Source organism: Sinorhizobium sp. CB7, assembly GCF_041357635.1.
In the GTDB taxonomy this organism is placed as follows: Bacteria; Pseudomonadota; Alphaproteobacteria; order Rhizobiales; family Rhizobiaceae; genus Rhizobium.
This window is the reverse complement of the sequence record NZ_JAULLL010000006.1, coordinates 248,421-274,511: the sequence shown is the minus strand read 5'-3', so window position 1 is coordinate 274,511 and position 26,091 is coordinate 248,421. Positions and strand designations below refer to the sequence as shown.

Annotated in this window: 25 protein-coding genes and 1 pseudogene; 18 read left to right on the top strand and 8 right to left on the bottom strand. The window is 59.6% G+C overall.

The window, feature by feature from the left end; translation table 11 throughout:
• Nucleotides 1–65: 65 nt before the first annotated feature.
• From AAE029_RS13825 to AAE029_RS13815, 3 genes and pseudogenes are all read right to left on the bottom strand, one after another.
• Nucleotides 66–365, bottom strand: a complete 300-nt coding sequence (locus AAE029_RS13825; protein ID WP_371073426.1) for a DUF1330 domain-containing protein — start codon at nucleotides 363–365, stop codon at nucleotides 66–68.
• Nucleotides 366–445: 80 nt separating this feature from the next.
• Nucleotides 446–1,101: pseudogene (locus tag AAE029_RS13820) on the bottom strand (VOC family protein); the annotation flags it as partial.
• A gap of 316 nt (nucleotides 1,102–1,417) precedes the next feature.
• The gene (locus AAE029_RS13815; protein ID WP_371073425.1) at nucleotides 1,418–2,311 is read right to left on the bottom strand and encodes a LysR family transcriptional regulator; all 894 of its coding nucleotides are present in this window, start codon (nucleotides 2,309–2,311) and stop codon (nucleotides 1,418–1,420) included.
• Nucleotides 2,312–2,428: 117 nt separating this feature from the next.
• Here AAE029_RS13815 and AAE029_RS13810 point away from each other — a divergent pair, with 117 nt between their 5' ends.
• Together AAE029_RS13810 and AAE029_RS13805 are read left to right on the top strand one after the other, a co-directional pair.
• Entirely contained in the window at nucleotides 2,429–3,418 is a 990-nt protein-coding gene (locus AAE029_RS13810; protein ID WP_371073424.1) for an aldo/keto reductase, read from the top strand.
• 249 nt (nucleotides 3,419–3,667) lie between these two features.
• Nucleotides 3,668–4,807, top strand: coding sequence for an aldo/keto reductase (locus AAE029_RS13805; protein WP_371073423.1), 1,140 nt, complete (start codon nucleotides 3,668–3,670; stop codon nucleotides 4,805–4,807).
• 662 nt (nucleotides 4,808–5,469) lie between these two features.
• On the opposite strand, the gene AAE029_RS13800 is transcribed toward AAE029_RS13805, so the two are convergent.
• The 3 genes from AAE029_RS13800 to AAE029_RS13790 are packed head-to-tail and all read right to left on the bottom strand — an operon-like array spanning nucleotide 5,470 to nucleotide 6,220.
• The gene (locus tag AAE029_RS13800; protein WP_371073422.1) at nucleotides 5,470–5,625 is read right to left on the bottom strand and encodes an entericidin; all 156 of its coding nucleotides are present in this window, start codon (nucleotides 5,623–5,625) and stop codon (nucleotides 5,470–5,472) included.
• A gap of 22 nt (nucleotides 5,626–5,647) precedes the next feature.
• Nucleotides 5,648–5,932: a DUF2934 domain-containing protein gene (locus tag AAE029_RS13795; RefSeq protein WP_371073421.1), complete on the bottom strand. Its 285-nt coding sequence runs from the start codon at nucleotides 5,930–5,932 to the stop codon at nucleotides 5,648–5,650.
• 42 nt (nucleotides 5,933–5,974) lie between these two features.
• The gene (locus tag AAE029_RS13790; protein WP_371073420.1) at nucleotides 5,975–6,220 is read right to left on the bottom strand and encodes a hypothetical protein; all 246 of its coding nucleotides are present in this window, start codon (nucleotides 6,218–6,220) and stop codon (nucleotides 5,975–5,977) included.
• 333 nt (nucleotides 6,221–6,553) lie between these two features.
• Here AAE029_RS13790 and AAE029_RS13785 point away from each other — a divergent pair, with 333 nt between their 5' ends.
• Both AAE029_RS13785 and AAE029_RS13780 read left to right on the top strand, forming a co-directional pair.
• Nucleotides 6,554–7,138, top strand: coding sequence for a dihydrofolate reductase family protein (locus tag AAE029_RS13785; protein WP_371073419.1), 585 nt, complete (start codon nucleotides 6,554–6,556; stop codon nucleotides 7,136–7,138).
• Between the two features lie 114 nt (nucleotides 7,139–7,252).
• A complete protein-coding gene (locus AAE029_RS13780; protein ID WP_371073418.1) occupies nucleotides 7,253–7,885 on the top strand; it encodes a gamma carbonic anhydrase family protein in 633 nt (210 codons plus the stop codon).
• Nucleotides 7,886–8,005: 120 nt separating this feature from the next.
• Here AAE029_RS13780 and AAE029_RS13775 read toward each other — a convergent pair whose 3' ends face one another.
• Complete coding sequence (locus tag AAE029_RS13775) at nucleotides 8,006–8,230, bottom strand: hypothetical protein (RefSeq protein ID WP_371073417.1); 225 nt, start codon at nucleotides 8,228–8,230, stop codon at nucleotides 8,006–8,008.
• 88 nt (nucleotides 8,231–8,318) lie between these two features.
• Nucleotides 8,319–9,419, bottom strand: a complete 1,101-nt coding sequence (locus tag AAE029_RS13770) for an MFS transporter (RefSeq protein WP_371073416.1) — start codon at nucleotides 9,417–9,419, stop codon at nucleotides 8,319–8,321.
• 660 nt (nucleotides 9,420–10,079) lie between these two features.
• Here AAE029_RS13770 and AAE029_RS13765 point away from each other — a divergent pair.
• From AAE029_RS13765 to AAE029_RS13700, 14 genes are all read left to right on the top strand, one after another.
• Nucleotides 10,080–10,334 (top strand): type II toxin-antitoxin system Phd/YefM family antitoxin, encoded by a 255-nt coding sequence (locus AAE029_RS13765; protein ID WP_371073415.1) that lies wholly within the window; start codon nucleotides 10,080–10,082, stop codon nucleotides 10,332–10,334.
• Nucleotides 10,331–10,753: a type II toxin-antitoxin system VapC family toxin gene (locus AAE029_RS13760; protein WP_371073414.1), complete on the top strand. Its 423-nt coding sequence runs from the start codon at nucleotides 10,331–10,333 to the stop codon at nucleotides 10,751–10,753. Before AAE029_RS13765 ends, AAE029_RS13760 begins: the two co-directional genes overlap by 4 nt.
• 252 nt (nucleotides 10,754–11,005) lie before the next feature.
• The gene (locus AAE029_RS13755) at nucleotides 11,006–12,178 is read left to right on the top strand and encodes a M20 aminoacylase family protein (RefSeq protein WP_371073413.1); all 1,173 of its coding nucleotides are present in this window, start codon (nucleotides 11,006–11,008) and stop codon (nucleotides 12,176–12,178) included.
• Nucleotides 12,179–12,602: 424 nt separating this feature from the next.
• Nucleotides 12,603–16,028: an adenylate/guanylate cyclase domain-containing protein gene (locus AAE029_RS13750; RefSeq protein ID WP_371073412.1), complete on the top strand. Its 3,426-nt coding sequence runs from the start codon at nucleotides 12,603–12,605 to the stop codon at nucleotides 16,026–16,028.
• A complete protein-coding gene (locus AAE029_RS13745) occupies nucleotides 16,012–16,398 on the top strand; it encodes a nuclear transport factor 2 family protein (RefSeq protein WP_371073411.1) in 387 nt (128 codons plus the stop codon). Before AAE029_RS13750 ends, AAE029_RS13745 begins: the two co-directional genes overlap by 17 nt.
• A gap of 313 nt (nucleotides 16,399–16,711) precedes the next feature.
• Entirely contained in the window at nucleotides 16,712–18,604 is a 1,893-nt protein-coding gene (htpG, locus tag AAE029_RS13740) for a molecular chaperone HtpG (protein WP_371073410.1), read from the top strand.
• 215 nt (nucleotides 18,605–18,819) lie between these two features.
• Nucleotides 18,820–19,878 (top strand): LacI family DNA-binding transcriptional regulator, encoded by a 1,059-nt coding sequence (locus AAE029_RS13735; protein ID WP_371073409.1) that lies wholly within the window; start codon nucleotides 18,820–18,822, stop codon nucleotides 19,876–19,878.
• Nucleotides 19,875–20,828 (top strand): substrate-binding domain-containing protein, encoded by a 954-nt coding sequence (locus AAE029_RS13730; protein WP_371073408.1) that lies wholly within the window; start codon nucleotides 19,875–19,877, stop codon nucleotides 20,826–20,828. The genes AAE029_RS13735 and AAE029_RS13730 overlap by 4 nt, the downstream gene beginning before the upstream one ends.
• Nucleotides 20,825–21,643, top strand: a complete 819-nt coding sequence (locus AAE029_RS13725) for an ATP-binding cassette domain-containing protein (RefSeq protein ID WP_371073407.1) — start codon at nucleotides 20,825–20,827, stop codon at nucleotides 21,641–21,643. The genes AAE029_RS13730 and AAE029_RS13725 overlap by 4 nt, the downstream gene beginning before the upstream one ends.
• Nucleotides 21,640–22,644: an ABC transporter permease gene (locus AAE029_RS13720; RefSeq protein WP_371073406.1), complete on the top strand. Its 1,005-nt coding sequence runs from the start codon at nucleotides 21,640–21,642 to the stop codon at nucleotides 22,642–22,644. The genes AAE029_RS13725 and AAE029_RS13720 overlap by 4 nt, the downstream gene beginning before the upstream one ends.
• A gap of 3 nt (nucleotides 22,645–22,647) precedes the next feature.
• A complete protein-coding gene (locus tag AAE029_RS13715; protein WP_371073405.1) occupies nucleotides 22,648–23,715 on the top strand; it encodes a phosphotriesterase in 1,068 nt (355 codons plus the stop codon).
• A 35-nt stretch (nucleotides 23,716–23,750) separates the two neighbouring features.
• Nucleotides 23,751–24,527, top strand: coding sequence for a glutamine amidotransferase (locus AAE029_RS13710; protein WP_371073404.1), 777 nt, complete (start codon nucleotides 23,751–23,753; stop codon nucleotides 24,525–24,527).
• A 48-nt stretch (nucleotides 24,528–24,575) separates the two neighbouring features.
• On the top strand, nucleotides 24,576–25,418 hold the full coding sequence (locus AAE029_RS13705) for a BtpA/SgcQ family protein (protein ID WP_371073403.1): 843 nt from the start codon (nucleotides 24,576–24,578) through the stop codon (nucleotides 25,416–25,418).
• Between the two features lies 1 nt (nucleotide 25,419).
• Nucleotides 25,420–26,067, top strand: a complete 648-nt coding sequence (locus tag AAE029_RS13700) for a TenA family protein (protein WP_371073402.1) — start codon at nucleotides 25,420–25,422, stop codon at nucleotides 26,065–26,067.
• The last annotated feature ends 24 nt before the right edge of the window (nucleotides 26,068–26,091 follow it).

Below are 26,091 nucleotides of genomic sequence, written 5' to 3'. Positions count from 1 at the left end.
GCGAACCCGAGCAGGGTCTGAAACATCCATCTTCGCTCCGGTCGATCGCCATAAACTCGTGGTTCTCAGGCACCGTCAATGGCGATCATCACGTCCTTGCTCATGTCCGTCGCCGATTGCCTTAGCACGAGGAGCGGCTTGTATTCCGGCGAATTGTACCAGCTGTTCAGCGTGGTCATGTCAGGGAACTCGAAGACTGCCACAAGGTCTGGCAAAAAATGGTCGGTCTCCAACACTTTGTGGGTGCCGCCTTTTGTCAGGATTCGGCCGCCGTAGCTGGCAATCATCTGCCGGACTTTGCCGCTGTACTCCTGGAATTTGTCAGGATCGGTAATCAGATGTTCTACAATCAGGTAAGCGGGCATATTGACCTCCACACGTTGTGACAAGCGCGGCGTATTCTCGCAATCGGCGGCGGATCCTTGCCGATGGCCAGCGGCCGCTCATTGGGGCAGCGGCTTCCCGGTCGCCTCGGGACCATGTATTCAGCGTACGATATCGGCCAATTCTCGTCGCGCTGACCGCTATTGCGCTTTTCGTGCTCGCCATGCGCGGTGGCTGCGCGTTTGAGCGCAGCCTGAAGCTCGGTTACCGATGTGTATGTCGTGCCACCCGCGTCGATGCGTCCGGGCAGTCGCGCGGTGATTTCCTGAAGCAACCAGCTATTGCTGTCCGGATCGCTGAATGTGGCAAACTTGTTGTAGCTGCGCCGCTCCGGATCAACGCCTGGGGCTGTCGGCCCGCCGATGGCCGTCCGATGGAACGCTTCGCTGACATCTGCGCCGCGAGAAATCAGCTGGGCACGCGCCGCCTCGATGTCGGTCACGCTAAGATAGAGTCGCTGCGCCGACCCTGGCGCAGCCGAGGTCAGCCCCTGCCGAAATGGATCGAGGTGGGCGAGCCAGGGGACGTGAACTGGACGACCCGGAACGAGTCGCCCTTGACGAAGTCGGCATCGAGCCTCCAGCCGAGGCCGCCGTAAAAGTGCTTGGCGCGGTCGACATCCGAAACGGGGATGATGACGACTTCCAGCTTCAAGTCGACGTTTGAGGCCGTTGCGGTATCGGTCGCGGCTTTACGGTCTGTCAAAGTATCGCTCATGTTCTTCTCCATAGAGTCGACTGCGTGAGAAAGTGATAACGACTGCAGAGGCATCAATTAGCGGTTAGTATTGATGACTGACGCCTGATGCGTTCTCCGTTGAAGATCTCGCCGCACGCGTGCGCGATGTTCTCGATAAGTGAAGATGCTCTATCAGTGGGCGTCATGTTTAGCCGACCTGCAATGATGAGGCTGAAAGTCTACTGTCAGTTGGGGCCGTTTCGCGACTGCGCAGCAAACGAAATGGCCAAGCAGTTATGTTAGCTGACGTGATCGCCGGGTCGATGTTCAATTCCCCGCAAGGCGCTATGCATTCTTATTTTGCGTACCGCAGCTCACTGAGCAGGGCCGCGAATGCCGGCGACGGATGGCGGCGATCCGGGTAATACAGATGGTATCCCTGGAAAGGCCCGCACCAGTCGTGCAGCACCCTTATCAGCGATCCGTTGGCGATGGCGTTTTCAACCAGGTCCTCCATCACCATCGCCAGCCCGTGGCCATCCATCGCGGCCCTGATAGCCAGCCGCTCGTCGTTGATGATGAGCGGCCCGTCGACGCGGACGTTGAGTTCGCGCTCGTCTTTCTCGAACTCCCACGCATAGAGGCCGCCGGCCGTGGGTAGACGCATATTGATGCACCTATGGCGCATCAGGTCATGGGGTTTCTGCGGAATACCGTGTTCCGCGAAATAGGACGGAGCGCCGACAACCGCCGCGCATAGATCAGGCCCGACGCGGATCGCGATCATGTCCTTGGCGACGCGCTCGCCCAATCGAACACCGGCGTCGAACTGGTCGGAAACGATATCGGTCAGTGCCGCGTCTATCAAAATCTCGACCTTGATGTCCGGGTACCTATGGGACAGCCGGGAGATTGCGGGCCATAGCACCGTCTCCGCCGCATGCAACTCGGCCGTCAGTCGGATGGTTCCGGCCGGCTCGGGCCGAAGTTCGCTCAATATGGCCAGCCGTGCCTCGATATCGGCGATCGCCGGCTTCAAGGTTTCGATAAGCTGCGTACCCGCCTGCGTCGGCGCCACGCTGCGCGTCGTACGGGTCAGCAAACGCATTCCCAGGCGCTCCTCGAGCCGGCGGACCGTCTGGCTCAATGAAGACTGTGACTGGCCCAACCGCGCGGCGGCTCGTGTAAAACTGCGCTCCTCCGCGACCGCGAGAAAGACGTTCAGGTCGCCGAGATCATTCCGCTGCATTTATCACCTCAGCTTATAGGATCAAGCATAATTAAGCATCTAATCGCTAGAACGTCGAGATGCTAAATAATCCCGAGCAACCGCCAGACACGGCACACCGCAGGGAGAATTGTAAAAATGAAGACCCGCATGCTTGGCGCGCTCGCCGTATCGGAAGTCGGCTTCGGGACGATGAGCTTCACGTCGATCTATGGACAGTCGCCAGACAAGGCTGAGGCCATTCGCATCATTCGCAGCGCGCACGATATGGGCGTGACCCTGTTCGATACGGCGGAGGCCTACGGCCCCTGGACAAACGAGGAGTTGGTCGGCGAGGCGCTGGCGCCGATCCGCGATCAGGTCGTGATTGCGACGAAGTTCGGCTTCGACATCGATCCCGATGCGGGCAAGCTCGAACCTGCCCCCAACAGCCGGCCCGATCACATCAGGCGCGTCGTCGACGCGATGCTGAAGCGGCTCGGCACCGGCCATATTGACCTCCTTTATCAGCATCGCGTCGATCCGAACGTGCCGATCGAGGAAGTCGCCGGCACCGTGAAGGACCTGATCGAGGCCGGCAAGGTCGGGCATTTCGGATTGTCGGAAGCCGGCGCGGCCACCATCCGTCGCGCGCATGCCGTCCAAAGCGTCTCTGTCATCCAGAGCGAGTATTCGCTGTGGACGCGTGATCCGGAGCCCGAGGTGCTGCCCTTGTGCGAGGAGCTCGGCATCGGTTTCGTCCCCTGGAGCCCGCTTGGCCAGGGCTTCCTCACCGGCACCATCGACGCCAACACGAAGATCGATGTGAACGATTTCCGCATCGTTCAGCCAAGATACACGCCGGAGGCCCGTGCGGCGAACCAGGCGCTAGTCGATCTGCTTCTGCGCGCGGCGCATGCAAAGGGCGCCACGCCCGCCCAGATCGCGCTGGCATGGCTGCTCTCACGCAAGCCGTTCATCGTGCCGATCCCCGGCACCCGGAAGCTGGAGCGCATCCGGGAGAATATCGGTGCGGCGCAGGTGCTGCTCACCACCGGCGACCTCCACGAAATCGAGGCCGCTCTGGCGCGCATCGACATACGCGGCGCGCGGTTGCCGGAGACACTGCTGGAACTGACCAACGGCTAAGGGGCCGTGAAGCCGGAGGATGACCGGCGCCATTGCGGGACCGAACAGAAGCATCCGGTGCTGCCAAATTCGCCGACCCGTGCATAGCGCGGGCCGATGCCGCTGAACGCCATTTTTGATTTCAACTCGATTTGCATGGGAGCTTCCACAATCTCTGACGCCAACGATCGCCAACCGGCCACATCAAAATTTCCTCATATGGGTCGCCGCGATCTCCTTCGGTCGGGCGCGGTGCTGGGAGGGATCTCATTGATTCCCGGGCTTCCCGCAGCGGCCGCGGCGTCCGTCGCCAGTGCGCCGTCGAACGCGGCCTCGGCGAGCGGCCGCAGAAGGCTGGGTTCCCTCGAAGTCTCGCCGGTCGGACTTGGCTGCCAATGGTTGCCTGGGCCAAAAGAGGGAGTCGTTACCGATTTTTACACCAGCACGCTCGACCGCGGCGAAGCGATCCGCGTCATTCGCAGCGCGGTGGATCGAGGGGTGACGCTGATCGATACGGCTGAGATGTATGGGCCGTTCATTTCCGAGGATATTGTCGGCGAAGCGCTCCGGGGTATGCGTGACCACGTGGCCGTCGAGACGAAATTCGGCGGCGACATCGATCCCGAGACCGGCAAGATGGGAAGCCGTGGCATGGATAGCCGACCGGAACATGTCCGCAGGGCGGTCGAAGGCTGCCTGAAGCGCTTGCGGACGGATCGCATCGATCTCCTATACCAGCACCGCGTCGATCCCACCGTCCCCATCGAAGACGTCGCCGGTGTGGTCAAGGATTTGATGGCGGAAGGCAAAGTTCTCAACTGGGGCCTTTCCGAGCCGGGAATTCAAACCATCCGCCGCGCCCATGCCGAGCAGCCCCTGGCCGCCATCCAGAACGAATATTCCATGCTCTGGCGCGGACCGGAGGCGGAGGTGCTTCCGCTCTGCGAGGAGCTGGGGATCGGCTTCGTGTGCTGGAGCCCTCTCGGAATGGGCTTCCTTTCGGGCAAGATGAATGCCGATACCCGGTTTGGAGGCAGCGCTACCTTTGACCTCCAGGCCGGCGCTGGTCCTTTCGATTTCCGTGCGCTTGTGCCGCGCTTCGCACCGGAAAACCTGAAAGCCAACATGGCCCTTTACGCCGTTGTCTTGAAATGGGCGCAACGCAAAGAGGCTGCGCCTGCGCAGATCGCGCTTGCTTGGTTGCTCGCGCAGAAGCCCTGGATCGTTCCTATCCCCGGCACGACAAAGATCGCTCACATGGAACAGAACGTCGGCGCCGCATCGGTGGCGTTCACGGCGGACGAACTCAAAGAGATCAACAGCGATGTTGCGAGCGTGAAAATTGCCGGAGCGCGTCTTCCGAAGGAGGAGGAGCACATGGTCGGGGCCGACACCCCTCCGAGGAAGTAAGTCGGTTAAATCGGTAGTGCCGCGCGTTGCGTGCCTGGCCGGCGATGCTGTTGCCGGCTAAAAGGCACTTTCGACCGGCACGGTTGCCACCAACTCCAGGTAACCGTTCAGCCGACTTCCTCCACCGCAGCAGCTTTGCGCGAGACAGGAACGATCGATGGCCAATGCCACCGGCAGACTGAACATGTTTTACTGGTAATCATCATCTCGGGATGGTGACGACCCTTCCAGTCTGTCCAGGGTTTGTAAGAGAAGGTCGGCGCAGACCTTTGTCGGTTCGTCGTCGGCACACTTGATGTCAATTTTGACATCGCCATTTTCGATACGAAAATGCGCGGCCTTTGATGGGGGAGGTAGCGGCGGATGACCACGCATCCGCCCCCTGCGCCAATCATAGCGGGGGCGACTCTCATCTGAGGGGGTTGCCTGCCGCTCGGGCGGCGTTGGAGGCGCGGCAGTTGTATTGTCTGGCGGCGGAGGCGGGCCCTGGGTGGGCTGCTGCGCGAAGCTTGCGTCGGCAGACAATGCAACGATCACGGCTGCAATGGAAAGGAGGGGTTTCATTGATGGATCCTCGGATTTTGCACATCAAGAAGCGCCACGGCCATCATGGCCGCAATTACAATCGTGGTCGCCATCCTGGATGGCTGCGCTTGCTTCACCTAGCGCGCTACTGCGTGACCGACGCGATTGCCTGCATTCTGCGTGGCGTTGACCGTGTTGGCAGTGTCTCGACCAATCCCCCGGATGGTATTGGCGCAGGCGGAGACTGAAATCAGGATACAGCACGCGGCCGCTATTGTTGTCACTGTCTTCATGATCCTTTTCCTTCCTCTGTGCTCAGGACTGCTCTCGGGTGCCAGGTGATGCTTCGCGCTGATCGGCATCTTCGAGGTCAGTTGCAACGAGGAACACGTCGGTAAGCTCGCGCGCGGCTGCCCTCAGGTCATCCACACTCGGAGGGTCGTTTCCTTGGTCTTCACCAAACTCGCGTTCGATCTCGCGCTTTGCCTCGTTCCAGTGATCTTCATGACGACCATTAGGTCGGCCTTCGCGCTCCCAAATGGCATGAGCCTTTCCGCACGTCCTCTTCCGGCATCGGATTAGGTCGCCCTCCATTTTCATCGACTTCCTCCCGGTGGTCGTCCCGGTCGCTTGCCAGGCTCATTATCTCCAATACCGAGAGCTGGTGGTGGCGGACGATCGGCCGAGAAGATAGCCAATGCTAAAGGCTAGCGCTCCGATACCCACAATCAGTGTGCCTGCGGTGTGCGGATGCCCCGCAGCTCCCACAGCCAAAGCGCGCGTCTCACGCTTCACTGCATCGGTCGCAGTCTTTGCTAGCTTCTGGACGCCCTCCGGCTGTTCGGCGGGGGTACCGGTAAAGCCCGCATTCAATTCGTCATTGGCCATGTCGTTCTCCTATCTTGCGATACAAGAACTGGCAGGAGGACTTCCGGTTCCGATTCTGAACAATCGTGGTGAAATTAAAGGCCGTTCGACTTTCCACCGGGCGGTTTTTTCATTTCCGAGGAAAAGTATCTATCTTCTCTTTTCCCCTTCCATGTGCCGACTTGTGCATGGGGCAGGGTCTCCCCGGTGTTTTCTCCCTGGCCCCGTGCCGTCGGCCCGGCAACCGATCATCTCCGCAAACAGCTCGAATTGAGAAAATTCTCGCTCCAATGTCGTGAGCAGCATCGGTCATTCGTCTTCTGAATATGAAGCAAGGATAATTGGAGGGAAACTATGAGCAAGATCATCGCCACCCAATACATCTCTCTCGACGGCGTCATTGAAGACCCGGTGGGGATGGAAAACTCAGGTCTCGGCGACTGGACTGGTCCGTTCGCCCGCGGTCCGGAAGGCGACAAGTTCAAAGACGACGAATTGCGCGCCGCCGCGGCCGTGTTGCTCGGCCGGCGTACCTATGATGGTTTCGCGGCGGTATGGCCGACGGTGAAATCAGCCATGGCGGATCGCATGAACACACTGCCCAAATACCTTGCTTCGCGCACCATCGGCAAGCCGGAGTGGAGCAACACCTCTTTGCTTAGTGACGATCTGGTCGGGTCGGTGAAAGGTCTCAAGGACTCCATCGAGGGCAACATTCTGATTTACGGCAGCGCCTCGATCTGCCACGCTTTAATCTCCGTCGGTCTGATCGACGAGTTCGTCCTGATGGTTTATCCGGTCGTGCTCGGTCGCGGCATCAAGCTATTCCCCGAGGGCGTGAGGGTTGACCTCAAGGCGGTCGAGAATCGGTCGCTGGGCGGCGGGATTGTGCTACTCAGATATATTTTGACTGGGATTGATGTCCCGCTGATCCGGTGAGTATGGCGCCAGGACGAAAGCAACGCCCAGGCAATGGGCCTACTCCCATTGTTTCGACGGTGCCCCAAATATTTGCTGGCCACTTAACTGCCGGAGCAAGCGAAGGGAGCGCTTATGTCGATACTTACACACCAAGGAGTGACGCCTCGAATTGCTGACGACGCACGGATAGCGCCTAACGCTGCTATCGTGGGCGACGTGATCATTGGTGCTGGGTGCTCCATCGGATTTAACGCTGTCGTCGTTGCAGAAAGCGGGCCAATTCATATTGGCAGCCATTGCGTGATCATGGACGGCGCCATACTGCGGGGGACGGCGAAAGATCCGCTGACGGTAGGCAACCATTGCCTCGTCGGGCCACATGCGAGCCTGGTTGGATGCACTTTGGCCGATGACGTCTTCGTGGCGACAAACGCGACAATCTTCAATGCCGCTCGACTTGGTGCTCGCTGTGAGGTGCAGGTCAACGGGATAGTTCACCTGCGCACCAGACTTGAGGACGATACAGTCGTCCCCTTGGGCTGGATTGCGGTCGGTGATCCGGCAATCATCAGACCACCTTCGGCGCATGATGAGATTTGGGAAGTGCAGCAGCGCCTCGATTTCCCGGGCTATGTTTTCGGAGCCAAGCGCCCGTCGAAAGGAGAAACGTTCATGCCTCATGTCATGCCGCGGTATGCGTCCGCTCTTCGCCGCTGGCACTCCGAAGATCAACCCGGTGAAGCAAGAGAAGATCGGCAGGATTGATCGAGGAGCATTTTGTCAGGCGCGGGCCCGCCGCGTGTGCAAGGGCGCGCATAAACCAATTTCATGCCGTCACCACTGTAAAGAGGCGAGCCCCGAAGAGCGTTGGCAAGCTCATCTCGATCAACCGTTTGGCCGGTTCAGGCTTGAGCCGGATCCCAGCGGCCCGCGGCGCCAGACGATCCGGACCTTGCCCCAATCGGTATCGGCGTCGAGAAGCAGTTGGCCGCCGCCCTTCAGAATGAACCCGAGATAGCGAATGACGCAGCAGTTCGATCTGTTTATTTCGCCCGAGGCGCTCGGAAAACTATCGCTGGGATGAAGCAGATCCACGATCAAGCGGCTCACCGCATTCGACCGCTTCAAGGCCTGAACAGCTGTCGTTGTGATGGTGCGACGACTGGACCGTTGGGAGCGACGCACAAAGATGCGCCTCTCAAGGTGGGGACGAGGTAGACATTTTGAACCGGCGCGGACTGAACAACAGGACAGCGGCGGCGAAGAGTGCGACCAAGGAAGCAATCTGGATTACGGTTCGAAATTCGTAGGCCTGTGCGATTAGCCCCACGGCGGGGCCGGCCAACACGCCGCTGATCATCATCGTGTTCCAATAAATTGCCGTCGCATGCGCCGGGCGAGCTTCGGCGTGGGATTGGACGAAGCTGATACCAAGGCTGGCATAAAGCCCGTAGTACAGCCCCTCCATTGCCGCACCGACCAACATCTGCGGATAGGTCTGGACCAAAGCGAGGATATGGATGGTAACGACCGCAAACAACGCTGTGGCGATCAACGGCGCCCGAATCCCAAACCGGGCGATCAGACGTGGGGTTGAGAAAATGGCCAACACTTCGACAAAGGTCTTGACGCTGAAGGCTACCCCGGGTGCATAGCCCGGCAGTCCGACTTCCTGCACGTAGAAAAGAGGCAGGGCCGAAAACGTCAAGGAGTGAGCGGACGACAGGCAGAACACAAACGCTGCGGCAAACCAAAGACCGGGATTTGCGTGATCCTCGCATCCGTCTTTTACGGCTTTATCTTTGGAGTTGGCCGTTGCATCTCGCGGTGCGATCCACCACCAAAGTGCCAGCCAGACAAGGGCGAGCGCGGCACCGACCCTGAAGACCGCAAACTTTCCAAGTTGATCTGCAACGAGAAAGGACACCGCCGGCCCGACCATCCAGGCTGTGGATGTGGTGGCGCGCATAAAGGCGTTAAACCGGCTTCGCTCGATCTGGTGCTGCTCGGCCAGGCTGCCTCCAAGGCTGAACATCGTTGACACAGCGCTTGCACTCAGCCCGAACCCGATCACGCCGAACGTCAGCACCGTCCAGAAAGCCGGAAGGATCGACAACGCGAAGCTGGCCACCAGATACCCACCCAAAGCGATCCCGATCAGCGGAAAGGCGCTTTCTCCACGATCAATAAGCCGGGCAAACCGGCGATTGATAACGATCGCGAGACACGAGAGCGCCCCGGCGTAGATGCTGATCGTCCATGGGGCGTGCCCCAAACCCTCGACGATGAAAAAACCCATGAATGGCACGATCATCGCGCCGCAAACGGTTCCGACGAACAGCAGGAGCAGAAAGGGCAGGAGCGCGTAAATTTGGGGGCGAGGCATGGAGACCAAATGGCGGGAAAATCGGAGACGTTCTCTATGGCACGGCAGAAAAGGCGCAGCAACCATAAGCTTCGATGCCGTCGCAACCTGCGCGCTTAAGGCTTGTTCGAGGTACTCACCTGGTGGACATCGATGGCCCCGATGCCACTGGGAGACTGAATATGCCTTACTGGTAATCATCATTTCGAGATGGTGACGACCCTTCCAGTCTGTCCAGGGTTTGTAAGAGAAGGTCGGCGCAGATCTTTATCGGTTCATCGCCGGCACACTTGATGTCAATTTTGACATCGCCATCTTCGATACGAAAACGCGCGGCCTTTGATGGGGGAGGTTGCACGCTAAAAAGCACGGCCGCCTGCGCGGTTCTATTCCACGCAAGGCCAGTAGTTGCTCGCGCGAAAGCATTACGCTGTTAGCCTCGGTATCTGCCGCTCGACTAATCGCAGGAATTGGGTGTTGCGTGCCCCGCAACCAAATCTTTCACAAACAGAAATTGTCGCTGGCGCCCGGCCTCGACTTGTCTTCCCATCCTCAATTTTGCTATATGTAGGTAAATACCTACATGGGGCTGCCATGAGCATCACGACCCTTTCCAGCCGCGAGTTGAACCACGACGTCAGCCGCGCCAAGAAGGCTGCCAAGAAAGGTCCGGTCATTATTACAGATCGGGGCAAGCCTTCTCATGTCTTGATGACCTACGATGAGTTCGAGCGTCTGACCGGCAAGCGCCGCAGCTTGGTTGAGGCCCTCGCCATGCCCGGTCTGTCGGAAATCGAGTTCGATCCGCCGCGCGTTAAGATCACGCCGCGCGGAGTCGATCTGTCTTGACGTATCTGCTGGATACCAATGTCGTCTCCGAGCTGCGAAAGATCGGTGACGGCAAGGCGGACGCCAAGGTGGTAACGTGGCTTGAAGCGGAGGACGCCGTCAGCTTCTACATTTCGACGATCACCATCCTTGAACTTGAACGGGGTGTACTCAGTGTGCAGCGTCGGGACACGGCACAGGGCGCTCGCTTGCGTTCATGGCTCGACAGTCATATACGCCCGGAATTCGCAGGCCGTATTCTACCGATAGACGATCCGATCGCCACACGCTGTGCGCATCTGCATATTCCTGATCGGCGCAACGAGGTGGATGCTCTGATTGCAGCAACCGCTCTGGTTCACGGCATGACTGTGGTGACACGCAATGTCAGGGACTTCGAGGGTACTGGCGTGGTTGTCGTCGATCCTTGGCAGGGTTGATACCGCTTCGGGTACAGCGACCAGAAAGAGCGGTATACGCGCGATATCACCGCCATGACTTGATCGGAGCCGTCAGTTCATAAGTGACTATCGGCTGTCATCTCTTGAGGTAAGTTGGTAGAGCAGGGCCGATCACCGCAGAGCTCGACAAGCGGCAGACGACGAGCGCATCTCTCTCAGCATCATGCGAGACGGCTTGCCGTCCGCTGCGGTGACCTGCGCACAGTGCGAAAACGAAGCAAGGGAGACGATATGGTTCCGTCCGAAACATCACGCATCATCGCAGACGAGGCCAAGGCCTGGCGCCGTGAGATCCATCAATATCCGGAGCTTCTGTTCGATCTGCCGCGCACCTCTGCGATGGTCGCCGAGAAGCTGAGGGCGTTCGGATGTGACGAGGTGGTGACGGGCATGGCCAAGAGCGGAGTCGTTGCGACGATCTCCGGCAACCGTGGCGCCGGCAAGACGATCGCGCTTCGCTGCGACATGGATGCCTTGCCTATGTCGGAGCAGACAAACCTGCCCTATGCATCGAAAGTGCCGAACATGATGCATGCCTGCGGCCATGACGGGCATACCGCCATTCTTCTTGGCGCCGCCAAGCGTTTCACCGCGGAGCGCGATTTCTCCGGCAAGATCGTTCTCGTCTTCCAGCCGGCCGAAGAAGGCGGCGGTGGAGGGCGCGTGATGCTGGAGGAGGGGCTATTGGAGCGCTTCGGCATCGTCGAGGTCTATGGCATGCACAATGAACCCGGGCTTGCCATTGGTTCATTCGCCATTCGCAGCGGTCCGATGATGGCCGCAGGCGATCGCTTCGTCATCACCATCAACGGACGCGGCGGCCATGCGGCAGCGCCGCACCTTGCTCGCGATCCCGTGCTCGTGACCTCGCAGATTGTCGTTGCGCTCCAGGCGATCATATCCCGCTTTACGGATCCATTCGATCCGGTCGTCCTTTCCGTGACCTACATCAGCGGCGGGGATCCGAAGGCGCTGAACGTCATTCCTCCCTCCGTCAAGGTCGGCGGCACGATCCGGACCATGCAACCGGCGACGCGCCGTGCCGTCGAGCAACGCTTCCGTGAGGTGGTTACGGGAACCGCAAAGCTCAACGAGGCGGAGGCCGTGATCGACTGGCGGCCGGGATATCCGGTAACCGTCAATGACATCGAGAAAACGTCAGTTGCGATCGCTGCCGCCGAAAGCGTTGTCGGTGCCGAGCGCGTCAACGGCAACTGGCCGATGACGATGGGATCGGAGGATTTTTCCTATATGCTCGAGAAGCGGCCCGGCGCCATCATCTGGCTCGGCAACGGCGACAGCGCCGACCTGCACAATCCGGCCTATGACTTCAACGACGACGCCATCGCCTACGGCATCGATTATTGGGCGGCTCTTGTGCGGCAGCAGCTGGGTGCGGGCTGAGCCTATGTGAAGGCGTAGAATCTCCGGCTGATTGCCGACTTGAAGATCCCAAGAGCTAGCTCGTCGTAGAGGACAACGGCATCGGCATGAGCCGGACTTCTAATGCCGGAGCGAGCTTTTCGGAAAGGAAGTCGACCTGGTCTTGTGCGATCGAAGCGATGGCGGTGGGTTCAGCGCGACCACCTCAATCCTGCTGACTGTAATATTTTGTTATGCTAATTTAGTGAATTGCAAAATAACGGCTGGTTTTTTTTGGGGGTGCCATCGATGGCAGGCTCGCCGCTTCGAGCTCATAGGCGACGGCCTACTGGCTGGATTCTCGAGTGTCGCCGATCGTAGAATGCGCTGTTGCCCTGCAGCGGGTGATTGGGGACCTAAAAGGCTAGATGGAGTCATCTCGTAGTCTCCGCCGCGGAGGGGGGACATGAACGTTGAGCAGTGGCTGCGTAGCCTAGAACTGCAGCAATACATCACGGCCTTTCGTGACAACGACATCGAGGCTGAGGTACTCGCGCGGCTGACGGCGGAGGACCTCAAGGAAATTGGGGTGAGGTCCGTCGGACACCGCCGCAAGCTTCTGGATGCAATCGCTGAGTTGCGGGATTTATCCTCTTCAAAGTCTCTCGAAAATCTCAGAGAGCCCACGCCATCAACGCAACCTGTGGCAGCTCCCACGACAGGTGCCGAGCGACGTCAGCTGACGGTAATGTTTGTGGATCTCGTTGGGTCAACCGCGCTCGCGACGCGACTCGATCCCGAGGAGGTGCGCGAGCTCCTGAGAGAGTTCCAGAATACTGTCGCTGGCGAAGTGCTTCGCTTTAAAGGGCACATCGCGAAGCTTATGGGCGATGGCGTTTTGGTGTATTTCGGTTGGCCCCGAGCGCATGAAGACGAGGCGGAGCGGGCTGTCAGAACCGCGCTCGCTGTCCTTGACGCCATAAAAGCCCTGCCGGCAAAGGTAGGTCGACAGCTCTCAGCGCGTATTGGCATCGCCACGGGGACCGTTGTCGTCGGCGACTTAATTGGCATTGGCACTGCTCAAGAGAATGCGGTCGTCGGCGAAACGCCAAACCTCGCCGCTCGACTTCAGGCTGTCGCTGAACCGGGAACCGCAGTGATCTCCGAGCTCACGTACCGTCTCATCGGGAACCTGTTCGAAGTAACCGGAATTCCGCCGCAGCAGCTGCACGGCTTTGATTCTCCAGTCTACGCGTTCAGGGTGATCGGAGAGAGCCGTGTGGAAAGTCGATTCGAAGCGCTGCATACAGGCGATGCCAAACCACTTGCCGGGCGCGAACATGAGATCGCCTTATTAATCGACCGCTGGCGGCTGGCCGTCTCCGGGGAAGGGCAAGTGGTCGAGCTGTTCGGTGAAGCCGGCATCGGCAAATCGCGCCTTATCCAAGAGCTAAGAGAGCGGTTGCGGGACGAGGCACATACGCGACTGCGGTATTATTGCTCGCCCTATCATGCGGAAACGGCGCTTTTCCCCGTCACAGATCAGCTACTCAGAGCCGGGCATATCAAGCGAACCGATCCGCCCGAACTGCAGCTCGACTGCCTGGAGCGGTTGCTCTCTGATTCAACCGCAGATCCAGAAGAGGCCCTCCCACTGATCGCGGCACTGTTGTCGATCCCATGCGACAGCCGTTATCCCTCACTTGACCTTGTGCCGCAGAAACAGAAGATGCGCACATTTGAGGTCTTGATCGAGCAGCTGAAGGCGCTCGCTCGGCAAAAGCCGGTGCTGATGCTGCTAGAGGACGCGCATCATCTCGATCCGACATCCGCTGAGCTTTTCGACCAGATCGCAAGCCTAATCCAGCGGTTGCCTATTATGCTGGTCGCAACTTCGCGTCCGGATGGCACGGTCCGTTGGAACGGTCTCCCTCACGCGACCATTTTGCCCCTCAACCCGCTCAGCCGGGCCCAGACAACTTCCATCGTCGTGTCAATGACCGGGGGCAAGCAGTTGCCCGAGGTAGTGCTGGACCAGATTCTTTCGAAAACAGAAGGCGTACCGCTCTTCGTGGAGGAATTGACCAAAGTCGTACTCGAATCGGGCCTCGTTCTAGAACGCGACGGCGAACTCGTTCTGGCAGGCCCGCTGCCACCTCTCGCAGTGCCTGCCACGTTGCATGATTCCCTGATGGCGCGGCTCGATCGGCTGGCTTCGGTCAGGGAGGTCGCACAGGTAGGGGCGGTAGTCGGCCGCGAATTCACCCATGAGCTGCTTGCCGCGGCCACCGGTCTGTCGGAATCCGAGCTTGACCGCGCTACCGAGCGGCTTGTTGCGGCCGGCCTTGTTTTTCGTCGCGGTGGCGGCAATCAAGCAAGCTATGCCTTCAAACATGCGCTCGTCCAGGATGCCGCCTATAGCACCCTCCTGCACAGCCGTCGCCAGCACCTCCATGCTCGCATCGCCGCCATTCTCGAAGAACGCCCCGAGGTGATTGCAACCGAGCCCGAACTCCTCGCTCACCATTTTAGTCACGCAGGTTTGGTCGAAAAGGCGGTCGAATACAACGAACTCGCCGGCCGACGGGCGCTTTCACGCTCGATACTCGCAGAAGCGCTTGCACGGTTCGGCAATGCGCTAAGTGCGCTTTCCGCCTTACCGCCATCCATCTGGCGTTCGCGGCGGGAATTGGCCATACAGTTGGCACTCGGCAGCACGCACGTCGCGGCACATGGTTTCGCGGCACCGTCGACCGCCGCAGCTTATATTCGAGCGCGCGATCTTTGTGCTGAGCTCGGCGAAACGCGGGAGCTTTTTCCAGTCCTTTACGGGCTCTGTCTTTATCATCTCTATGCTGCCGAATTGACGGAGGCGCGGCAGGCGACTGACCGCCTGCTGGAGCTGGCAGAGGCGAATGACGACCGCGGGCTCTCGTTTTTCGCGCACAGGGCTGCCGGAGTCAGCACGTTCCCCACGGGAGAATTCTCGCGCGCTCGCGAGCATCTGGAGCAGGCGCTGGCTCTCTATGACCCTTCGGAACACAGGTCACCATCTTTTGTGTACGCCTTCGATCCGCGGGTGGTATGCCTGGATTATCTTGCACGGACATTGCTTGCGCTCGGCTTCCCAGATCAGGCTCTGGCAACAAACGGCGAAGCGATCGCGGAAGCGTATAGGGTGGGGCATCGCAACAGCATCGCATTGCCGCTGTTTTTCGGGGGCGTCATCCGGCAGATACTCGGCGATCGTGAAGGTGTCCAGGACCGCTGCAGTGAACTGACGGAAATTGCCAGTGAAGCGGGTTTTCGCTTTTGGCTTGCTGGCGCCACGATATTGAGGGCTTGGACGATCGCCGAGACGGGCGAGATTGAGCTTGGTCGCAGCGAGCTCCTGCGAGGTGTTGATGGGTGGCGGGCGACAGGCGCGGCATTCATGATCCCCTATTTCAAAGCCCTTGAAGCCCAGATCGAAATTAGGGGCGGCGACTACAGTGCTGCCTACCGTTTGCTCGAGGAGGCGCAGGCAGCGATCGAACGGACCAACGAACGCTGGTTTGAAGCCGAGGTATGGCGTCTGAAGGGTGAGGTGCTCTTGCAGCGCGATGAGGAGAGTGCCGCGCTTTCAAAAGTCCACTTCACGCAGGCGTTGACCGTTGCCCGTGTGCAAGGCGGACGTTTGTGGGAGTTGCGCGCCGCATTGCAGCTCGCGCAGGACGCGCACGCAGCCGCTGGCGTTCGCGAGCAGCTCGCGGTGATCCGCTCCGGGTTCCCCGAAGAGCTGTCGTTGCCTGAGTTGAAAGCAGCGGATCGGCTCTTAATAGCAGCCGAAGCTGTTGACGACCTGTTAGCTGTGAGACCAGGAGGAGGGAAACGCCATGGCAAGACCATCTGACGACATACGCGAGGATCTTCGGAGAGCATATGATAGTTGGAACTCCGCCTTTAATCGCGGCGATGCCGATGCAGTCACCGCTCTATATACAACTGATGCGATAGTGTTGCCGTCCAGCCACGCCTTTCTCAAGGGGCTGAGCGCGATCAAGGACTTCTGGATGGGATTACTCTCGGCCGGAGTGAGGGATCACGCCGTTGAAATGTTGGGGGCCGAGGCTGCTGGCGACATTGCCTACTCAATCGGCAAGTGGTCGGCCAAGGCACCAGGCGAGGATGGCCGGATGCAACATTATGAAGGTACCATTGTGACGATCTTCCGTTACCAGGACGACCGATCGTGGAAGGCCTGTCTCCATATCTGGAACTAGCTGGTGCGACAACCAACTGGGGCAGGCTGTATCAGCTACGACCGTGATGTTGCCAACTTCAATATTTCGCGCTCGAGCAATCGGAAGAATCGTGGGTTCCGCGCCCCGGCAACTCTTTTCCACGATCTGGTGTTCAAACCTACGCCTCATTGCGAAGCCTTGCGCTCAAAGGCATGTAGGTTCATGTGTGGCGGTTGGGGCACGCGTCGGCCGGCAATCTATCCATCTCCAGCCGATTGCCGACTTGAATTTCTTCAACTGTTTTGCCACCTCATGATCATAGTTTTCACGTCCTCGAGGAGAATGACGACACATGACGACAACCACCGCGGAGAAGCCTGCTGAGAGCCACGTCTTTGAGGCCGACGTTGCCCGCCTTCTGCACCTGATGGTTCACTCGGTCTATTCCGATAAAGATGTTTTCCTGCGCGAGCTGATCTCGAATGCGGCCGATGCCTGCGAGAAGCTGCGCTATGAAGCGATCGCGGCGCCGGGATTGCTCACAAACGATCCCGAGAGTCGGATCACCCTTTCATTGGACGAGGACAAGCGCCAGCTCGTCGTCGAGGACAATGGTATCGGCATGAGCCGGAACGAGATGGTCGAGGCGCTCGGCACGATTGCGCGTTCCGGGACGCGCGCCTTCATGGAGCGGATCGAAGCGAACAAGGCCGGCGAGGGGGCGCAGCTGATCGGCCAGTTCGGGGTCGGCTTTTATTCCTGTTTCATGGTTGCCGACCGCGTCGACGTTGTCTCTCGACATGCCGGCTCCGACGAAGCCTGGATCTGGTCCTCGGACGGCAAGGGGAGCTACAGTGTCGGGCCGGTTGAGGCGGGTGAAGCGCCGGCGCGCGGGACCCGCATCACCCTCCACCTGATGGAAGATGCAAAGAATTATACGTCGCGCTGGACGGTGGAGCGCATCGTCAAGGAGCAGTCCGGCCACGTGCCGGTCCCGATCAGGCTCGTCGAAAAGGCCGGCAGCGAACCAACGCCGGTGACCGACGGCACGGCGCTCTGGACCAGATCGAAGAATGAGATCACCAACGAGGAATATACCGACTTCTATCGCGGTGTTTCCGGCCAGTATGACGAGCCGACCGTAACCGTGCATTTCCGCGCGGAAGGCCGTCATGAATATACCGCACTTGCATTCGTCCCCGGCTCGCCACCCTTCGACCTCTTCGATCCCGACCGCAAGGGCCGCATGAAGCTGTATGTGAGGCGCGTGTTCATCACAGACGATGCCGAGCTTCTGCCGCGTTATCTCCGTTTCGTGCGTGGTCTCGTGGACACCGCCGATCTGCCGCTCAACGTCTCGCGCGAGACGATCCAGGAGAGCCCGATCCTTTTGGCCATCCGCAAGGGTGTGACCAGCCGCGTCCTTACCGCGATCGAAAAGCTTGCCGAAAGCGACGGCGATGCCTTCCTCAAGCTCTGGGAATCCTTCGGCAGCGTCATCAAGGAAGGCATCTATGAGGATTTCGAGCGGCGTTCCCAGCTGATTGCGCTCTCCCGCTTCCGCACCACTGCCTCGGGAGAAGGCTTCCGTTCGCTTGCCGACTATGTCAGGGATGCAAGGGATGGTCAGAATGCCATCTATTATCTGACCGGCAGCAGCCTGGAACAGCTGAAGGCGTCGCCGCAACTGGAAGGTTTCCGGGCCCGCGGCATCGAGGTACTGCTGCTGACCGATTCCGTCGACAGCTTCTGGGTGACGAATGCGCCGGAATTCGAGGGTAAGTCATTCAAGTCGATCACCCAGGGTTCCGCCGACCTCAGCCAGTTCTCGAAAGTCGACGGGGCAAGCACCCCGGCAGGCGAAACTTCGCCCGACATCGAAGAATTCATTGCCTTCGCCAAGGACAAGCTTGCCGAGCAGGTTTCCGATGTGCGGACCTCCGATCGACTGACGGAAAGCGCCGTCTGCCTCGTCGCATCCGAACAGGGTTACGATCGTCAGCTGGAAAAGATCCTGCAGGGCGCGGGACGACTTCAATCTGCGGCAAAGCCTGTCCTGGAGATCAATCCCGAACATCCGATGGTCAAGGCGATCGCGAGCGAGCAGGGCGACATTGCGTTCCGGGAGGATGCGACGCTGCTGCTGCTTGATCAGGCTCGCGTGCTCGACGGTGACAAGCCCTCCGATCCGCGTGCATTTGCGGCGCGGCTGGCGCGCGTCTTCGAAAGGGCGCTGCGCACCTGACAGTCTGAAACAGCCAGGACCTTTGTAATTGTCGGACGCCTTGCTCTCTGGGGCAAGGGGTCGTTTTTCCAATCGCCAACCGCGCTTCTTCCTGCGGGGATATTCCTAAAATCCGAAAACGTGCTTGACCAAGGGCGGCATGCGTGGTTCATTTTGTAAATCGCTTTACTAAAGCGGTTTAGTAAAGCGATTTACTTGCCTCGTGGGATGACGCGATGAAGAATGCTCCGACACCCAGTCTCAAGGATGTGGCTGCCGCCGCCGGAGTATCCGTGACGACCGTCTCCAGGCTGGTAAACGGAAGTCTCGATTTGCCCTACGAGACGAAGAAGCGGATAGAGGATGCGATCCGCAGTCTCAATTACCGGCCGAATCCCCATGCGAGGCGTCTGAGTAGGGGGCGCTCCGACACGATCGGGCTCGTGGTGCCCGATATCGCAAACCCGTTCTTCGCGACACTTGTTGCCGAGGTCGAGCAGGCTGCCGACGAAAGGAAGCTCGCGGTTTCCCTTCACGCCACCCTCAACCGGGCAGGGCGCGAAATCGAATATCTGCAGCTCATCGAACGCAACCACTACGACGGGCTGATCTTCGTTACCAACCATCCTGACGACGGAACGCTCGCGGCGCTCATCAACAGGACCGGGAAGGTCGTGGTCGTCGACGAGGACATACCGGGCTCCAAGGTGCCGAAGCTTTTCGGCGACAACCGGCAGGGCGGCTATCTCGCCGGCCGTCATCTTGCCGAATTCGGGCATCGGCACGTCGCCTTCATCGGGGGCGATGAACGGATGATCAGCGCGCGGCGTCGTTTCGACGGCCTGCTTGCCGGACTGGGTGAAAATCACGGCGAAATCCGTGTCGACCGTTACTCTGGCGAGTACACGCGCGGATACGGCCAGCAGGCAGCGCTGGAATATCTTGAGGGCGACCGTTCCGCCACGGCGATATTCGCAAGCTCGGACGAGATCGCCATCGGACTCATCGAGGTTTTCAAAGACCGGGGCGTGTCGATACCGGACGATGTTTCCGTCGTCGGTTTTGACGACATAAGCCCCTTGCATCTGTTCGACCCGCCCTTGACCGCGATCCGCCAGCCTGTGCGCAGGATGGGCCAGAGGTCGCTTGAGGTGCTGCTTGAAACCAATTGGCAGGAGTGGAAGCCGTCAGAGACGGAAGAGCTCCTGTCCGTTGAAATCGTGGTGCGGAATTCCGTTGCGCCGCCCGCGAAACAAAAAAGCGCAATGGCCAACCAACAGAGGACAAGAACATGACACCAAACCTGACAAGACGACTCTTCGTCGCCGCTGCCGGATTCACCGCTCTTACCTGGATAGGCGCAGGCGCCGCCTTTGCCCAGGAGCCGAAGACCATTGCTCTCGTACAGATCAATCAGCAGGCCCTCTTTTTCAATCAGATGAACGAAGGCGCACAGAAGGCTGCCGATGCCGCAGGCGTCAAACTGGTGATCTTCAACGCCAACAATGAGGCGCCGGCGCAAAATAGCGCGATCGAGACCTATATCGAGCAGAAGGTTGCCGGACTTGCCGTCGTCGCTATCGACGTGAACGGCATCATGCCGGCGGTAAAGGAAGCAGCCGATGCCGGCATCCCGGTCGTAGCCATCGATGCCATTCTTCCGGAAGGTCCGCAAAAGGCACAGATCGGCGTCGATAACGGCAAGGCGGGCGCCGATATGGGCAAATTCTTCCTCGACTACATCAAGGCCAATGCCGACGGCAAGGCGAAGATCGGGATCGTCGGCGCTTTGAACTCCTACATCCAGAACATTAGGCAGAAGGGCTTCGAAGACACCATCAAGGGCACGGACGGAGTTCAGGTTGCCGGCGTCGTCGATGGACAGAACATCCAGGACAACGCGCTTGCGGCAGCTGAAAACCTGATCACCGGCAATCCCGATATGACGGCGATCTATGCCACGGGTGAGCCGGCGCTGATGGGCGCGATTGCTGCCGTCCAGAGCCAGGGCAAGCAGGATTCCATCAAGATCTTCGGCTGGGACCTGACAGCCGAGGCAATTGCAGGGCTCGATGAGGGCTTCGTGGTCGCCGTGATCCAGCAGGATCCGTCGGCGATGGGGGCTGCCGCCGTCGATGCGCTGACGAAGGCCAGTGCCGGTCAAACTGTCGAGAAGAGCATCGCCGTTCCTGTGACGATCGTCACCAAGGACAACGTCGAGCCTTACCGGGCCGTCTTCAAATGATCGAAAGCGGCCAGCAAGCTGCCGCCATCGGCGGTTCCGGAGGGGTATCCCCATCCGGAACCGGTTCAACCGGCGGCCACATCCGTCCGCGTATCTCGCTGCGCGGCATTCGCAAGAGTTTCGGCTCCCTGCAGGCACTTCGCGGCGTCGATCTCGACATCTTTCCGGGTGAATGCCTTGGTCTCGTCGGTGACAACGCTGCCGGTAAGTCGACACTTACCAAGGTCATATCCGGAACCTACATTCCGGATGCCGGCACGATCACGATGGAAGGAGAGGAGGTCCGTTTTGCCGGTCCGGCCGAAGCGCGCGGCCGGAACATCGAGATGGTCTTTCAGGATCTCAGTTTGTGCGATCACATCGATGTCGTGGGCAATCTCTTTCTCGGACGGGAAATCAGCAAGGGTCTCTTCCTTGATCGCAGCACTATGCTTGCCGAAGCCCGCAAGATGCTCGATGCGCTCGAAATCCGGATTCCGAAACTGACCAGCAAGGTTGCCCAGCTTTCCGGTGGCCAGCGTCAGGCAATCGCAATTGCGCGGGCGGCATCCTTCAAGCCGAAGGTGCTCATCATGGACGAGCCGACATCGGCGCTTGCGGTCGCCGAGGTGGAAGCCGTGCTCGCCTTGATCAATCGCGTCAAGGCAAACGGCGTATCGGTCATCCTGATCACCCACCGGCTTCAGGATCTCTTCCGGGTCTGCGACCGGATCGCGGTCATGTATGAGGGAACGAAGGTGGCGGAACGTCAGATCGGCAAGACCAACCTCGAAGATCTCGTCAAGCTGATCGTTGGCGAAGGAGCAAGGCAATGACGGTCTATACGGAACGCGGCCAGGGCTCTTCCTTCGCGGATTTCTTCGCGGAGCACGCCCAGGTTCTCTCGATCACATTTTTCTTCATCATCTGCATGATCTTCTTTTCGCTTTCGAGCGAAACCTTTCTGACCTTGGGCAACATGCTGAACATCATCCGCCAGGCGGCGCCGGTTCTGGTCGTTGCGGTCGCGATGACGTTCGTCATCGTCACCGGCGGCATCGATCTTTCCGTCGGCTCGCAGGTTGCGCTGATCAATGCGCTCGCGGCGATCGTCATGTCGACGGGCTATTCCTGGCCATCGGTCGTCGTGGCGATGATCGTTCTCGGCGCCTTCATGGGCCTCGTTCAAGGATGGTTCGTCGCTTATCAGGGAATCCCGGCATTCATTGTGACGCTCGCGGGTCTTTCCATCCTGCGCGGCTATGCCCTTTACCTGACGCAGGGCTATTCCATTCCCATCAAGAATGCGCCGGGCTTCTTCTGGCTGGGCCGCGGCGAATTGTTGGGAATACCGGTGCCGGCGATCATCGCCATTGCGATCGCTATTATCGGCTATGTCGTCATCACGTCGACGAAGTATGGCCGCCAAGTGGTCGCCGTCGGATCGAACATGGAAGCGGCGCGCCGGGTGGGCATGCCCGCAAGATGGATCATCGCTTCGGTCTATGTCATCTCCGGTGTCGCCTGCACCGTCGCCGGCCTGTTGATTGCCGCGCGCCTTGGGTCTGGATCTTCCAATGCAGCCGTCGGCTTCGAACTGCAGGTCATTGCCGGCGTCGTTCTCGGCGGCACCTCGCTGATGGGCGGGCGCGGTACGATCATCGGTACGGTCCTTGGCACGCTCACGATCGCCGTCATCGGCAACGGCCTGATTCTGATGCATATTTCGCCGTTCTTCACGCAGATCGTGACGGGCGCGATCATCCTGATCGCGATCTGGCTGAACACGCGCATCTTCACGACGAACTTCCGTCTCAGATTGGGCAGGAGGGGGTGAGCGATGGACAGGATGCAATCGGAAGCGCATGTCCGTTCGGGGAAGGTAATGACGGTCACCGGAGCGATCCCTTCGGATCGCCTCGGCCTAACCCTGATGCATGAGCACATCCTCAACGACTGCCGTTGCTGGTGGCATGCACCGAAGACGCCGGAGCGCGCCTATCTCGCCAGCAGCTTCGTCTGCATGGAGATACTGGGCGAGCTGCGGCAGGATCCCTTCGTCAACAAGCACAACATCACGCTCGATGACGAACCGCTCGCCATCGAAGAGCTGAGGGCATTCGTCGAGGCCGGCGGAAGCACCGTCGTCGAGCCGACATGCAAGGGCATCGGCCGCAATCCGCTTGCCTTGCGGCGCATCGCCGAGCAAACCGGGCTGAACATCGTCATGGGCGCCGGCTATTATCTCGGTTCGTCCCATCCGGCGGAGGTTGCCGAGATGAGTGTCGATGATATTGCCCGCGAGATCGTCCGCGAGGCCGTGGACGGTGTCGACGGAACGGATGTCCGCATCGGCCTTATCGGCGAGATCGGAGTTTCCTCCGATTTCACGGCGGCGGAGGAAAAGTCGCTGAGAGGTGCTGCGCGCGCCCAGGTGCAGACCGGCCTGCCGCTGATGGTGCACCTGCCCGGCTGGTTCCGTCTCGGGCACAGGGTTCTCGATATCGTCGCGGAGGAGGGGGCGGACCTTCGCCATACGGTTCTGTGCCACATGAACCCGTCGCACGGGGATATCACCTATCAGACGGAACTCGCGGCAAGGGGCGCCTTCATCGAATACGACATGATCGGCATGGATTTCTTCTACGCCGATCAGCAGGTGCAGTGCCCGAGCGACGAGGAAGCGGCCCGCGCCATCGTGAAACTGCACGAAGCTGGTTGCCTCGACCGCGTTCTCATCTCGCACGATGTCTTCCTGAAGATGATGCTCACGCGATATGGCGGGAACGGCTATGCCTATGTTCTGCGCCATTTCCTGCCGCGGCTTCGAAGGCACGGTCTCGATGACGCTGCTCTGGATCGGCTGATCCGCACCAATCCACGGTCGGTCTTCGATGCGACCATCTGACGGCAACTGAATTCAACCTTGGAAAGAACAGCAAGATGACAAAAAAGGTTCTTCTGGTCGGCGAGAGCTGGGTCAGTTCGGCCACGCACTATAAGGGCTTCGACCAATTTGGCAGTGTGACGTTCCATCTCGGCGCCGAACCGCTGGTGAAGGCACTCGAGGGCAGCGAATTCGAGCTGACCTACATGCCCGCGCATGAAGCGGTCGAGAAATTTCCCTTCGAGATGAAGGGGCTCGACGCCTACGACGCCGTGATCCTTTCGGATATCGGCGCCAACTCGCTGCTGCTGCCACCGGCGGTATGGCTGCATTCGAAGACCGTTCCGAACCGGCTGAAGCTGATAAAGGCCTGGGTTGAAAAGGGCGGCGGCCTGCTGATGGTGGGCGGCTATTTCTCCTTCCAGGGCATTGACGGCAAGGCGCGCTGGCGCCGCACCGCGGTCGAGGACGTCCTGCCGGTGACATGCCTTCCCTATGACGACCGCGTCGAGATGCCGGAAGGCTCGACCGCGGAAATTCTCCTGCCGGAGCATCCGACGATGAAGGGTCTTGCCGGCGAGTGGCCGCTGCTTCTCGGCGTCAACGAGGTGGAGGTTCGCGAACGCGCGGATATCGAAGTGGTGGCGCGCCTCCCCGACGAGCAGGGCGGCCATCCCCTGCTGGTGCTCGGCCGGCACGGAGCCGGTCGTTCTGCCGCCTGGACGTCCGATATCGGTCCGCACTGGCTCTCGCCGGCATTCTGCGAGTGGCAGGGCTATGGCCGGCTCTGGAAAAATATCCTCGGCTGGCTGACCGAGACGTCCAAGAGCTGATTATGCGTGAGGCGCAACGCCTAGCGCCCGGAAACGAAAGAGAATTCGATGCAACAGATATCCGACAGGACTTCGAACGCGATCCTGGACATTTTCGGCACCAACAAGGTTCTGATCGGCATGATCCATTGTCCGCCTTTCCCGGGTTCCCCGCGTTATCGCGGCGCTGTCATGGATTCGATCTATGACGCCTGCATGCGCGATGCCGAAGCCTGTATCGAGGGCGGGCTGCATGGGCTCATCATCGAAAACCACGGCGATATTCCCTTCTCGAAGCCGGAAGACATCGGTCCGGAAACGACGGGCTTCATGTCGGTCGTCACGGATCGTATCGCGAGGGCAATCGGCGTACCGCTGGGGATAAACGTGCTGGCAAATGCTCCAATTCCTGCCTTTGCAATCGCGATGGCGGGTGGCGCGAAATTCATCCGCGTCAATCAATGGGCCAATGCCTATGTCGCCAATGAGGGTTTCATGGAAGGCCGTGCGGCGGAGGCCATGCGCTATCGTTCCATGCTGCGCGCTGAGCACATCAAGGTCTTCGCCGATAGCCATGTGAAACATGGCAGCCACGCCATCGTCGCCGATCGCTCGATCGAGGAATTGACGCGTGATCTTGCCTTCTTCGATGCGGACGGCGTGATCGCCACCGGTCAGCGGACCGGAAACAGCGCCACGATCGAGGAGATAGAGGAGATCGGTTCGGCAACGCACCTGCCGCTTCTGGTCGGCTCAGGCGTCAACAAGGACAATATTGTCGAGATCCTGAAGCGCACCAACGGCGTCATCGTGGCGTCCTCCCTCAAACAGGGAGGCGTGTGGTGGAACCCGGTCGATCCGGAACGCGTCCGCGCCTTCCGGGCGGCCGCCGAAGCTGGGCTGGAGCCGTGAAATGGTGAGCGAAACACTTTCCGAACAGATCCTGCGCGAGAACCGGGACGTGCTGCAGGCCATGCTGGCGCATCGCTTCGTCACCGACGTCAAGAACGATACGCTCGGCAGGGCCGAATTCGAGCGTTATCTTGTCTACGAGGGCGCCTTCGTCGATACGGCGATCTCGATCTTCGCCTATGCGGCAGCGACGGCAAAATCCATCGAACAGAAGCGATGGCTGATCAAAGTCCTGGATGCGCTCGCAAACGAGCAGATCGCCTATTTCGAGAAGACCTTTGCCGAACGGGGCATCGATCCTGCCAGCTTCGATACCTCGGTCCCCGAGGTCGAGGCTTTCCGAGCCGGCATGTTTGGCATTGCGAGGGATGGAGGTTTCCTCGACACCGTCGCTGCTATGTTTGCAGCCGAATGGATGTACTGGACCTGGTCGAAGGAGGCGTCACGTCGGGCGATCAGTGATCCGCTGCTGAAGGAATGGGTAGACCTGCATGTGCATGAGGGCTTCGAGGCACAGGCCAGATGGCTGAAACGCGAGCTCGATGTTGCGGGCGAACATATGCCTCCGGAGGAGTGCGCTAGGCTCAGCCGCATATTCGCACGCGCGATGACGCTTGAGATCGAGTTCCACAATGCTCCCTATCTCTAAAATGACGGCGCGACGGGATCGATT